Raw genomic sequence first — 12903 nt, 5'->3', positions numbered from 1 at the left:
AACAAAGATAGCTATACAAGATTTTTATTATAAATTTTATCTATTTTTACTTTTTCAGTGCCTTTTAGCAAACGAATGAGGAGGCTTGGCAGTTGGGCGGTAAAAAGGTAGGAGCAGCCACTTTTATGCAAATTCATATAAAATATACGAACATTAAATGATATCCAATTTTGCTTATTGTGTAGCGAAAAACGGCGACTCCTGCGGGAAAAACAAGCAAATCAAGACCCCGCACGAACGTAGTGAGGAGGAGGCTTGATGCTTGCCCGCGGAAAGCGCCGTCTGTAGCGGAACATCCAAATCTGACTCTAAATGAATAGTTGAGTGCAAAAATCTCATAAATTTTTTAAAAGCTTGGAATTTGATGTTGAACCCGTATAGGACGTTGTTTAAAACTTTCCCGTAATTAAAGATAAATAACTGAGAGCTACAGACCAAATCAAAGGTCTAGCTCTCTTCAAATCTTTTTATTTTAAGAAGATTTCAAGAGAGCAAGACGAAGGAGGAATGACATTGGAAGCGATCATTCGAACAGAAAATTTAAGTATTCAATTTGGTGGCCACCTAGCAGTTGATGGCGTGAATTTCGAAATGCCTGCAAAACACTTTAAATCCATAATTGGACCAAATGGAGCAGGAAAGACAACTTTTTTTAATCTTCTAAGTGGAGAATTGAAGCCAACAACAGGAGATATCTTTTTGCGAGGAAAATCCTTAGCAAATGATTCGCCGATAGAAAGAACACGAAAAGGTCTTGGACGATCGTTTCAAATTACCAATGTCTTTCCTAATCTAACAGTGTTTGAGAATGTTCGACTTGCCGTTCAATCTCGTGAAAAAATTCGATTCAATTTTTTCAAACATTATATGCAATATAAGACAATTACCAATGAAGCCATCGAAATACTAGATCAAGCGTTACTTGGTAATAAAGTAAATTCCATCGCTAGTCAACTTTCACATGGAGAAAAGCGAAAGCTAGAAATTGCGATGTTGTTAGCGTTAAATACAGAAATATTACTACTAGATGAACCAACTGCAGGGATGTCTTTAGAAGAAGTACCAGCAATCTTAGATGTCATTCGTTCAATTAAAGAAAAAGGCGATAAAACCATTTTATTAATCGAACATAAAATGGACATGATTTTAGATTTATCAGATTCGATTATGGTGCTCTTTAATGGAAAGCTTTTAGCAGATGGTTCGCCTTCAGAAATAATGAACAATGAAATCGTTCAAGAAGCCTATTTAGGAGGTCTCTATGATGAACAACTTATTGAAACTTAATCAGTTGCAAACGCATATAGGACAATATCATATTTTGCAAGGAATTGAATTTGAAGCAAAAGAAGGTGAAGTATCCGTATTGCTTGGCAGAAATGGAGCAGGCAAAACGACTACGTTAAAAACGATTATGGGTTTAACACCTGCCTCGAATGGCAGCATTCTATTTGAAGAGAAAGACATAACAAAACGCAAACCATATGATATTGCCAATTTAGGGATTGGATATGTTCCAGAAGATCAAGGGATTTTTAGTGAACTTACAGTAGAAGAGAATATAAAAGTAGCCATGCGTAGAGAGACCGAAGAAATATATGAAAAACAAGCATATGTACTCGAACTATTTCCTGATCTAAAAAAGTTTTGGAAAAAAGCTGGAGGTCATTTATCAGGTGGTCAAAAGCAAATGCTTGCAATGGCAAGAGCATTTGTAAATGATAGTAAGCTTTTGTTAATTGATGAACCTTCCAAGGGATTAGCCCCTATTGTTGTGGAAAAAGTAATGGAAGCAATTACGGAGATGAAGAAGAAAACGACCATAATCCTTGTAGAACAGAATTTTATTATGGCTAGTCGTATCGGGGATACGTACACATTAATAGATGATGGGAAAACAGTTCATTCAGGATTAATGACCGACTTGATTGGAGATGAGAAATTAAAGAGGAAATACTTAGGAATTGGTTAGGGGGAATAGGGTATGGATCTATTTTTCAATTTATTGATAAACGGTCTAGCGACAGGGATGCTTATCTTTTTACTAGCAGCTGGGTTGACTCTTATTTTTGGTTTAATGGATGTTCTCAATTTTGCTCATGGTGGACTGTTTGTTTGGGGTGCCTATGCAGGAATTTTCGCTTACTCTTGGTCTGGAAGTTTTATAGTAGGCATACTTGGGGCAATTGTCACTGGACTTGTGTTCGGCTGGATTACTGAAAAACTCATCATTACACCCGTGTACGGTAACCATGTTCAGCAAATCTTAATCACTTTAGGATTTATGCTAGTGCTATCCGAATTCATAAAAGTGGCTTTTGGACCTAATAGTATTCCTGTTGAAGTACCTTCCTATCTTGCAGGAAGCTGGGAACTTGGCGATGTTATTGTGATCAAATACAGAATATTTATTATCCTGATTGGTTTTGCTGTTTTTGGAATATTCCAATATATATTAAAACGAACAAAAATAGGATTAACCGTCCGAGCTGGTGTGATGAATAAAGAAATGGTGCAAGTGTTAGGGATAAATATTAAGCGTGTTTTTTTATTCGTATTTATGACAGGATCCGCTCTAGCAGCTCTTGGAGGTGTATTAATGGCACCTTATTCAGGAGTGATTTATTCAGAAATGGGAATGGAATATGCCATATTAGGATTTATCGTAGTGGTAATAGGGGGCATGGGAAGTTTCTCTGGCTCATTAATGGCAGCGATTTTGGTAGGGCTTGCCGGTAGTTTTATGGCATACTATGTGCCGTATTTATCACTCGCAGTCAATATGATTTTGATGGCGATTGTGCTAATCTTCCGCCCTCAAGGATTATTCACAAATGTAAAGGAGGGTTAACCAATGAAACTTAAAAAATTCTATTCACTTAAAAATACAGTATTTTTGTTGGTTGTCTTAGCGCTAATCCTCTTTCCTTATATTTCAGATTCAAGAACATTAACCATCTTAATGACTCAAGTATTTGTCTTCAGTATATTAGCAATGAGTTATGATATTTTGCTTGGTTACACTGGAATCGTATCATTTGGTCATGCGATGTTTTTTGGAATCGGTGCCTATTCAACTGCAATCATGCTTAACACATATGACAACACGATGACGATTTTTCTTCTATCTATACTAGTAGGCATGTTGTGTGCTGGTATTGTTAGTTTTTTAGTAGGGTTACTGACTTTGCGATTAAAAAGCCATTTCTTTGCTATGTTGACTTTAGCCATTTCAGGATTATTTTTAGTACTTGCTGAAAAATGGCGTGCTGTCACTAAAGGGAATGATGGTTTTACATTTCGAGCACCAGATGCATTTAGAGACCGTATTTTCTTCTACTTATTCGTCTTAGCTTGTTTAGTAGTGATATTCCTCGTGCTTCGAAGATTTGTCTCATCGCCACTGGGAAAAGTACTTATCGCTGTTCGAGAAAATGAGCAACGAACCAGATCATTAGGTTTTAAAACCTTGTACTACAAAGTAATTGCTTCGGTAGTAGCTGGAGTGATTGCCAGTTTAGCAGGTTCTCTATATGCGATATCTCTTCGCTTCGTTAATACTAGCGTAATGTCAATCGATATCACATTAGATGCACTGTTAATGACCATTATTGGAGGTGTAGGCACGTTAGTTGGGCCGATTATTGGAAGTTTCGTAATTGAGATTGCTCAACATTTTTTATCAGGTCTTGCAAAAGACTATCCAATTTTTGAACGCTGGATTATTTTCTTCGGACTGCTTTATATCCTTGCAGTAATCTTCTTCCCAAAAGGTATCGTAGGGACGCTATATTCGAAATATTTGATTTGGAAGACAAAAAAAGTGAATCCCAAGCAGCAGCCACCATCTATTCCATTGGCTAATGATAAGGAGCGATTCGAATGAATGTAGGGATTGTAAGTACAGGAATCTATTTGCCAAATTACCACATGACAGCAGAAGAGATTAGTCAACAATCAAATGTTCCAATCGATATTGTAAAAACAAAATTGGGAATCATAAAAAAAACGATAGCAGGGCCAGAAGATCATACAGTACAAATGGCTATATGGGCCGCCAAAAAAGCATTAGAAAAAGCAAATCTATCCCCTCGAGAAATTGATGTGATCATTTATATCGGCGAGGAGCATAAGGAATATCCACTATGGACAGCAGCGATAAAAATCCAGGAAGACATTGGAGCTTTGGGAGCATGGGCATTTGACGTACAGCTTCGATGTGGAACGACAATAATGGCGATGAAGTTGGCAAAGAGTTTGATGCTTGCAGACGATCAGATTCAAACCGTTTTACTAGCTGGTGGTTATCGTAATCACGATTTCATAGATTATACAAATGACCGTACACGTTTCATGTATAACTTAGGTGCTGGTGGAGGAGCAATAATATTGCAAAAGGGTGTAAAGGAAAACATCGTATTGGAATGTGATTTGATCACAGATGGGTCATTTTCGGAGGATGTGGTTGTACCTGTTGGTGGTACTAAGCAACCGTTAACACCAGAGTTATTGCAATCGGGTGCATACCGATTAGATGTGACAGATCCTGAAGGTATGAAGGCACGTCTTGAGCAAAAATCATTAAGTAACTTTTTGAAGGTTATTCGCCAATCTTTAGCGAAAAGTGGCTATGATGAATCAAAATTATCGTATCTTGCTATGTTGCATATGAAAAAATCAGCACATGATTTTGTCCTTCGTTCACTAGGATTAAATGAATCACAATCAATCTATCTTTCACATTACGGGCATATTGGGCAAATCGATCAAATATTATCACTTGAGCTAGCTTTAGAAGACGGTAAATTAAAAGCTGGTGATATCGTTACGCTTGTTAGCGCAGGAATTGGTTATTCATGGGGAGCAGTAACAATTCAATGGGGAAAACAAGAGGAGGAGATTGTATGTTGAATCAACAAGAGGTATTAAAAAAAGTTCAGATATCAAATGGAGAAACGATTGCATATCGTGAAAGAGTAGGTGGTGACGAAATTCTCATTCTAGTCCATGGGAATATGACATCTTCTAAACATTGGGATGTATTGATGGATGCATTGGATGATAGATTTACTATTTTAGCACCGGATTTAAGAGGTTTTGGGCAATCTTCCTATAATAATCGAATAACACATATCCGTGACTTTAGTGAGGATTTAAAGCAATGGATTGATGCTCTAGGATTAAAAGATTTTGTGTTAATGGGTTGGTCCACTGGTGGTGCTGTAGCAATGCAATTCTGCGCAGATCATCCTGGTTTATGTCACAAACTCATCTTATTAGCTTCAGCGTCTACAAGAGGATACGCATTTTATGACTCGAACGCAGATGGTACGCCAAATCTATCTAAAAGGCTTCTTTCATTAGATGAGGTAGAGAAAGATGCTAAAACTTTGGCTGTGCAAAGCCTATATGATTCTTCAAATCGACAAGGCTTAAAAGCATTATGGAACGCGTTAATCTATACGCATAATCAACCTACAGATGAGCAATATGAGGCATATATTGATGACATGCTGACACAACGTAATCTTCCGGATGTTTACCATGTGTTAAATACATTTAATATTAGTGCAATTTCCAACGAAGTGAGCATGTGCAAAAATGAAGTAGTTAAAATTCAAATTCCTACAATGATTCTTTATGGAGAACGTGATTATGTTGTAGCGGAAAGCATGACAAAAGAGATTATCGAAGATTTTGAAGGGCGAGCTAAAGCCGTCAAATTAATTAATTGTGGTCATTCTCCTTTAATTGATGATCTACCACAATTAATCGAAGTAATGGAACAATTTATATAAAGGAGGAATTGTGATGAGATTAGAGAATAAGGTAGCTCTAATAACAGGAGGAGCCAGTGGAATCGGCCTTGCAGCAGTAAAACGGTTTGCTCAAGAAGGGGCAATTGTTATTATAGCCGATTATAATGCCGATGCTGGAAACAAAATTCAAGCTGAATTAATTGAAGAAAATGTTCAAATAGCTTTTTACCAAATGAATGTTGCGGATCGAGAGAGTGTCAATAACGTCGTTTCAAATGTTCTAAATCAATATAAGAAGATAGATATTTTAGTAAATAATGCGGGTATTACCAATGATGCAATGTTAACAAAAATGACTTCAGAGCAATTCGATCAAGTAATCAATGTTAATTTAAAAGGTGTATTCAATTGTACTCAAGCGGTCATTCCTTCAATGATAGCACAGGGCTACGGGAAAATTATTAATACCTCTTCAGTTAGTGGGGTCTATGGGAATGTAGGCCAAACCAATTATGCTGCTACAAAAGCAGCAATTATCGGAATGACCAAAACATGGGCAAAAGAATTTGGTAGAAAGGGAATTAATGTTAATGCTGTAGCGCCTGGTTTTACAAGAACGTCAATGGTTGAGAAAATGCCCGAAAAAGTATTAGAGAAAATGGAATCCATCGTTTCCATACAACGATTAGGAAAACCAGAAGATATTGCGAATGCTTATTTATTTTTAGCATCAGACGAAGCAAGCTATATTACGGGGCATGTATTACAAGTGGATGGTGGAATCATGATGTAAGGGGTGGAATGGCATGCATACTGAGCAATCCTGGATATTAAAAAGAGCTTCGATCACTCCCAATAAAACATCAATGATTGATATCGCAACTGCAAGAAGCTGGACTTATCAACAATTAGCAAATGAAGTAAAGAAATGGGCAGGATTTTTTAAAAATAACGGTTTACAAAAGGGAGATAGGATTGCGGTTATTTCTGAAAATAGGCTGGATCTATTCGCTATTCTTTTTGCTTGTGGGGTAGGGGGATATGTATACGTTCCTCTTAATTGGCGATTAAGTCAGCCAGAAATTCACTATATTTTGCAAGATTGCACACCCTCAATACTTTTATATGAGCATAATTTGATGACGCTTGTAGAAAATAATTTGAATATTAAATCATATCCAATTACAGCAAATCTGGAACTGATAGAAGAAGATTTACCAACCATTGATTGGAATGCCAATGATGCATGGCTGTTGGTTTATACTGGGGGAACCACTGGTAAACCGAAGGGAGTAGTATTATCCTTCGATGCGGTGAATTGGAATGCTCTCAATACCATCATTAGTTGGAATCTTGGGAGTGATGATTGCACATTGAATTATATGCCCTTATTTCATACTGGAGGAATTAATGCCTTAGCGATTCCAATCTTAATGGCTGGAGGAACGGTAGTGATTGGAAGGAAATTTAATCCTCTTGAAGCGATCAAAGCTCTAAATGATTATCAAACAACTATATCATTATTTGTTCCTACGATGTATCAAGCAATGATTGAAACAGAAACCTTCAAAAATTCATCTTTTCCAACGATAAAAGTTTTTTTATCAGGTGGGGCCCCATGTCCAATCACGGTTCATGAAGCTTTTCAAAATAAAGGGTTGCGATTTAAACAAGGCTATGGATTAACGGAAGCAGGGCCGAATAATTTTGTCATTCAACCCGAAGAAGCAGCAAAAAAACCAGGTTCTGTCGGTAAATGCATGCAATTCAATTCCATCAAGATTCTTGATGCAAATGGGAGAGAATGCGATAGGGATGAGGTAGGGGAACTCTATATAAAAGGGAAACATATGTTCAGTGAATATTGGAATAATCCAGATGAAACATCGAAAACGATTATTAATGGATGGCTACGTACGGGAGATTTAGCAAAGATGGACTCAGATGGAGATATCTATATAGTTGGACGTGTAAAAGAGATGATCATTACTGGAGGAGAAAATGTCTATCCTCAAGAAGTTGAACAATGCATTATCACACATCCGAAAGTAAAAGAAGTAGCAGTTATTGGCATTCCAGATTCTCATTGGGGCGAAATCGTAACAGCCTATATCGTACCTGATGAAGGATTTAACAACGCCGAAGAAATTCAAGCGTTATGTAGGAATTTTCTCGGTGGGTATAAAATTCCTCGACGAATACATTTTATTCTAAAATTACCTAAAACTCATGTAGGAAAAATTGATAAAAAGAAACTTCAAGAAATTGGAGACTAAAAGACCTGTAGAGATACGGGTCTTTTCTTTGTTTTTAATGCTAAAAAGCTTTCCACAAAGTGCAAGATATCGTAATTATGAAGGAATTTAAGAATTTCCAAAAAATTAATATAAAATTTTTTTTAATAATGTTGCATGTTTTTGGAAATAACAACTAAAATATTATTAAAACAAGTTTTGAATATTTTGTTAAAGGTTGTTATTTTTATTCCAAAATCTTCTTTTATTTATTAAAATTTGAAATAATTTTTAACAATATAATGCAAATGGATTATTTTTCGTTTCTGAATTGTTTTTATAGCTATTAGGCTAATATGCTCATTTAAATGGTATGTTGAAACAATGACTTGTACTTTCTTGATTAGGAATTCCGAAGTGGTGTTGTTTGATTTCGTTTTGAAAAGGAGGATTAGATATGGAAAATAACAAAGATTGTTGTAAATTCCGTGAATTTATTCAAGGTAATGAAGAGTTTTTAAATAATCCAGTTATTAAAGATTTTTTATCCAAAAAGGCAAATTATCAATTGTTGAAACAGTCCATTTGTCATCCAACTTTTCAAAATAAAGAACGTTTAGATCAAGCGTTTCGAGGGTTTTATTTTAATATTCGATTTACCGCCTATATTTCTTCAACACTTTACTTTCATGCTATTAATTTAGATAAAAAAATTAGTAAATTGAATTATCGATTTCCGGTAACACTTGACCAACCTTTCAAAGAAGATACAGAAGTGTCTCTTAAAGACATAGCCATTTATCACGAAGACTTTGAATTAAAATCAGATAATATTCTAGATTATATAACAGATCCCGATATTTATAATGCATTAAAAAGCTTAACATCTAACCAAAGAAATATCCTATATCTTGTTTACATTAAAGGTTGGACAGACTCTGAAGTTGGGAATTATTTAAAAAAGTCACAGCAAGCTGTCTCTAAGTCACGCAATAAAGCATTAAAGAAAATTAGAAGAGATTTGAAGCTACCTTCAGAAAATTGTATTTTCTAATTTAATTTAGAAGGGGGTGATTTTAATGGTTGAAACTTTATATCAGTTGGCAATTGATTCAAAAAATGAAACTGAAGCAATTGAAAAGGTAATAAAAGCTTTCAAACCCAAAATAAAAAAAACCCTACTACAAACTAGTTTTCATAACAGAGCTGATTTAGAACAAGAACTTCAACTTAAATTAATTTCGATAATAAGAACTTATGAAGTAGGAGAAACCGATGGATTTTGGGGGTTTTATGAAAGAGAAAATAATCGATTGAAGCAATCAAATAATAGAAAAGGGGTGATAAAATGACGCCAACAGAATTTCCAATGTGGGTAAGCTTGCTTGGTAATTTTGGATTTCCTATCGCAATAACAGTCTATCTGTTCTTACGTTTTGAAAAGAAATTTGAGAAATTGGAAGATGTGATTATGAAATTAAAAATGAAGGATGAGTGAGTTTAATTTACAGAATTTTCTTATTATTAATATTCATGCTTAAATTTATGAATAAGGAAGAAAATATAAACGTCCAAAGCCGTTTATAATTTAATGGACGTTTATATTTTGATATTTATTGCTCTAGAAAGGTTAGCGTCTGGAAAAAACGAATTTTCTCTTTTGATAGGATACTTGAAAACAGTTTTTCTTAAGTTCGAAATTTATGTGGTAAATTCCATTTATAGTAGACTGATAACATTCTAAATAGTACGATTGCGATTAAAAGAAAAAATGTGGTATAGGGTCCACGTACCAAATCTAAACCAATAGCTAGACCTGCCAATGCTGCCCATAAGGCATAGATTTCTGAACGAAAAATCATCGGTTTACGTCCTGCAAGTACATCTCGTATCATCCCGCCACCTGCGCCTGTCAAGGTAGCTGCAATGATTACGGCAAATAGTGGAGCATCAATCGTAAGAGCGAAGTTTGCACCTTGAATAGCGAATGCTGCTAAACCGATGGCATCAAAAAAAACCACCCACTTTTTCCAAGAGGCGATCCATTTATTGGACAAAATGAAAACTACAGTAATAGCCAAAAAGGCAATTTTAAATAAAGAATCTTGTGACCAAATGTCCTCAATCGGTATTCCAATTAAAAGATTACGAGCAATTCCACCTCCGAATGCTGTAGTAAACCCTAAAACGTAAACTCCTAATATATCATAATCCTCTTCTAATGCGATAAGCGCACCACTTATAGCAAAAGCTAAGGTACCAAGGATGTTAAGTATGTCCCATGTCAAAGTAATTTCTCCTTTTCTCAATAATCATATAAAATAGTCCGTTTAATCCGGTCTAATTAATCTATTAAATAGACTATCCCTTACACCACATACATTGTATCAGAATCTACTTGATTTATTAGAATTAAAATTCTGGAAAAAAGATTTAAAATTAATAAAAAAGTTTGATAATATTTATGAAATTGTGATAAAAATAGCATGTCATGAAAATGGCAAGTTGTTTTTTTATTTTGCTTAAAGGTAAGAATAAAGTGGAAACCTGAATGTATATATCAATTACGGAGCAGACTTAGGTTGGACAAGCCCAATTTAGTGGTGTTTTAAAAAGGAATGAAAGGATGGCAAGATGATGAAAACTAAATTAATAGAAATGTTAGAATCTCGTAAGGATGAAATAATTCAAATCCGTAGACATCTACATGAAAATGCTGAGCTATCTTTTAAAGAAGAAAAAACTGCTCAATATATTATCGATTTTTATAAAGGTAATGACGTTGAAGTTCAATCAAATGTAGGTAATGGATATGGAATTATCGTGACAATTAAAGGTGGAAAGCCTGGGAAAAATATTGGTTTGCGTGCTGATTTTGATGCACTTCCAATTATCGAAGAAACGGATTTACCCTTTAAATCAAAAAATGAAGGCGTGATGCATGCATGTGGTCATGATGGTCATACAGCCTATTTGTTAGTATTAGCAGATTGTCTAATTCAATTAAAAGATGAAATTCCAGGTACAATAAAAATTATTCATCAACATGCAGAAGAAGTTCCACCTGGTGGGGCAAAGAGTATTGTAGAATCCGGATTGCTTGACGATTTAGATAATATATTTGGGATCCATCTGCTACCAATGGGTCCAACAGGAGTTGTTGGATATCACGCTGGATATTCTTTTAACGGAAGAGCGTATTTGAAATTAAAAATACAAGGTAGAGGTGGACATGGTTCCTCACCACATCTAGCGAATGACGCTATAGTGGTTGGTGCTCATTTTGTTACAGCCGCTCAAACGATTATTAGCCGTCGGTTAAGTCCTTTTGATATTGGCGTAATTACGATTGGTTCTTTTGATGGAAAAGGAACATTTAATGTCATTAAAGATAGCGTAGAGCTTGAAGGCGATATCCGTTATATGACTGTTGAAACAAAAGAAACAATTGAAAAAGAAGTTAAACGTCTTGTAAAAGGATTAGAAGAAGAATTTGGTGTAACATGCGATCTAACCTATACGAATGATTATCCACCTCTATATAATGATCCTGAATTAACAGGAAAAGTTGCTGATTTTCTTAAAAATGCAATAGATCAAGATATTAAAGAAGTGAAAGAATTCCCAGCCATGCCACCTTCTGAAGATTTTGCATACTATGCTGAAAAATTCCCTTCCTGCTTCTTTTACATTGCTTGTACACCAAAAGGAGTAGAAAAACCTTATTTTAATCATAATCCTAAATTTGATATTGATGAAGATGCCCTTCTTGTGGCAGCAAAAGCAGTAGGAGTTGTCGTTTGCGGTTATTATGAGTTAAATTAGGGAAAAGAATTAAATAAATAGTTATGGTAAAGATTGTCCGTATTAAAACGTTGTGTTAGAAATTAAATTTTAAAAAATATGAAGAACTATACAATATTTTACAGAAGTCAAGGAAAGGAATGCTCCTTGGCTTTTTTATTTAAAATGGTTTATTTCACTATGGAAGGGAAGGTTAGAGAAAGAATAATTATAGATTAGATTAGAGGTTTTTATATCTTTACTATTGAAATAAAGATAAAGGGATGAATATTTTAGATAGGAGAGAATGAAATGGATATAAAAACCAATAGACTTGAGATACGTAAATTAAAATTAGAAGATTGGCAAGATGTCTATGATTACACATCAGATAGTCATGTGATGAAATATATACCAGAAGGCATTTTTACCGAAGAAGATGCTAAGAATTTTGTACATGAAAATAGCGGTGAAAATGCTGAGAAGTTTGCTGTGATTTTGAAGGATGAGCAAATTGTCATTGGTCACATAGCATTCTTTAAGTATTTTGGTGAACATACTTATGAGGTTGGGTGGGTGTTTAATCCGAAATATTATAATAAGGGATACGCTTCAGAAGCTGCAAAAGCTATAGTAGAATTTGGTTTTACAAAGATGAAATTACATAGAATTATTGCTACATGCCAACCTCAGAATATACCTTCCTATCGAGTAATGGAGAAGATTGGAATGAGAAGAGAAGGCTATTTCAAAAAATGTATTCCAAATGGAGATGAGTGGTGGGATGAGTACTATTACGCTATTTTAGCAGAAGAGTGGGAATGAAAGTTTTGCCTGAATCAATTTCATATTGCAAAATTCATATGAAATATTCGAACATTCCATGATATCCAATGTTGTTCAAAGACGCCATGTGCTGAAACCCAGGCAGGAACATAGTGGAGGGCACTGAAAAAGTAAAAAAAGATGAAAATTTATAATAAATATCTTGTTTAGCTATCTATGTTGATGTGGAATTAGCGAAGACTCCTGCGGGAAAGCGAGAAAGGTGAGACCCCACAGCGCGATTAAGGAACGGAGTCTAAGAACGCCACGTCCTGTGGCAACGACTCCGTGACCAACATCCT

At 35.1% G+C, this 12903-nt stretch carries 14 protein-coding genes; 13 read left to right on the top strand and 1 reads right to left on the bottom strand.

What is annotated here, in order from left to right; translation table 11 throughout:
• Positions 1–513: 513 nt before the first annotated feature.
• The 11 genes from ABE048_RS13275 (at position 514) to ABE048_RS13225 (ending at position 9491) form a co-directional block, all read left to right on the top strand.
• Complete coding sequence (locus ABE048_RS13275) at positions 514–1287, top strand: ABC transporter ATP-binding protein (RefSeq protein ID WP_430311736.1); 774 nt, start codon at positions 514–516, stop codon at positions 1285–1287.
• Positions 1265–1972, top strand: a complete 708-nt coding sequence (locus tag ABE048_RS13270) for an ABC transporter ATP-binding protein (RefSeq protein ID WP_430311735.1) — start codon at positions 1265–1267, stop codon at positions 1970–1972. Before ABE048_RS13275 ends, ABE048_RS13270 begins: the two co-directional genes overlap by 23 nt.
• Positions 1973–1984: 12 nt before the next feature.
• Entirely contained in the window at positions 1985–2851 is an 867-nt protein-coding gene (locus tag ABE048_RS13265) for a branched-chain amino acid ABC transporter permease (protein WP_430311734.1), read from the top strand.
• Positions 2852–2854: 3 nt separating this feature from the next.
• On the top strand, positions 2855–3886 hold the full coding sequence (locus ABE048_RS13260; protein ID WP_430311733.1) for a branched-chain amino acid ABC transporter permease: 1032 nt from the start codon (positions 2855–2857) through the stop codon (positions 3884–3886).
• Entirely contained in the window at positions 3883–4911 is a 1029-nt protein-coding gene (locus ABE048_RS13255; protein ID WP_430311732.1) for a 3-oxoacyl-ACP synthase, read from the top strand. Before ABE048_RS13260 ends, ABE048_RS13255 begins: the two co-directional genes overlap by 4 nt.
• A complete protein-coding gene (phaZ, locus tag ABE048_RS13250; protein WP_430311731.1) occupies positions 4905–5798 on the top strand; it encodes an intracellular short-chain-length polyhydroxyalkanoate depolymerase in 894 nt (297 codons plus the stop codon). Before ABE048_RS13255 ends, phaZ begins: the two co-directional genes overlap by 7 nt.
• A 13-nt stretch (positions 5799–5811) precedes the next feature.
• Positions 5812–6552 carry a 3-oxoacyl-ACP reductase FabG gene (gene fabG / locus ABE048_RS13245; protein WP_430311730.1) on the top strand — a complete coding sequence of 247 codons (741 nt, stop codon included), beginning with the start codon at positions 5812–5814 and terminating at the stop codon, positions 6550–6552.
• A gap of 13 nt (positions 6553–6565) precedes the next feature.
• Positions 6566–8035 carry a class I adenylate-forming enzyme family protein gene (locus ABE048_RS13240; RefSeq protein WP_430311729.1) on the top strand — a complete coding sequence of 490 codons (1470 nt, stop codon included), beginning with the start codon at positions 6566–6568 and terminating at the stop codon, positions 8033–8035.
• 415 nt (positions 8036–8450) lie between these two features.
• The gene (locus ABE048_RS13235; RefSeq protein WP_430311728.1) at positions 8451–9047 is read left to right on the top strand and encodes a sigma-70 family RNA polymerase sigma factor; all 597 of its coding nucleotides are present in this window, start codon (positions 8451–8453) and stop codon (positions 9045–9047) included.
• A gap of 25 nt (positions 9048–9072) precedes the next feature.
• On the top strand, positions 9073–9345 hold the full coding sequence (locus tag ABE048_RS13230; RefSeq protein WP_430311727.1) for a helix-turn-helix domain-containing protein: 273 nt from the start codon (positions 9073–9075) through the stop codon (positions 9343–9345).
• The gene (locus ABE048_RS13225; RefSeq protein ID WP_430311726.1) at positions 9342–9491 is read left to right on the top strand and encodes a YvrJ family protein; all 150 of its coding nucleotides are present in this window, start codon (positions 9342–9344) and stop codon (positions 9489–9491) included. The genes ABE048_RS13230 and ABE048_RS13225 overlap by 4 nt, the downstream gene beginning before the upstream one ends.
• Before the next feature lie 190 nt (positions 9492–9681).
• Here the strand turns inward: ABE048_RS13225 and ABE048_RS13220 are convergent, their stop codons facing one another.
• Positions 9682–10281: a trimeric intracellular cation channel family protein gene (locus ABE048_RS13220; RefSeq protein WP_430311725.1), complete on the bottom strand. Its 600-nt coding sequence runs from the start codon at positions 10279–10281 to the stop codon at positions 9682–9684.
• A 349-nt stretch (positions 10282–10630) separates the two neighbouring features.
• Here ABE048_RS13220 and ABE048_RS13215 point away from each other — a divergent pair, with 349 nt between their 5' ends.
• Positions 10631–11818: an amidohydrolase gene (locus tag ABE048_RS13215; RefSeq protein ID WP_430311724.1), complete on the top strand. Its 1188-nt coding sequence runs from the start codon at positions 10631–10633 to the stop codon at positions 11816–11818.
• A 270-nt stretch (positions 11819–12088) separates the two neighbouring features.
• On the top strand, positions 12089–12601 hold the full coding sequence (locus ABE048_RS13210; RefSeq protein WP_430311723.1) for a GNAT family N-acetyltransferase: 513 nt from the start codon (positions 12089–12091) through the stop codon (positions 12599–12601).
• Positions 12602–12903: the final 302 nt, after the last annotated feature.

Origin of the sequence: Rummeliibacillus pycnus (assembly GCF_050459865.1) — a bacterium.
GTDB lineage: Bacteria > Bacillota > Bacilli > Bacillales_A > Planococcaceae > Rummeliibacillus > Rummeliibacillus pycnus_B.
Note: the sequence above shows the minus strand (reverse complement) of the source record. Positions and strands in the feature narration are given on the sequence as shown.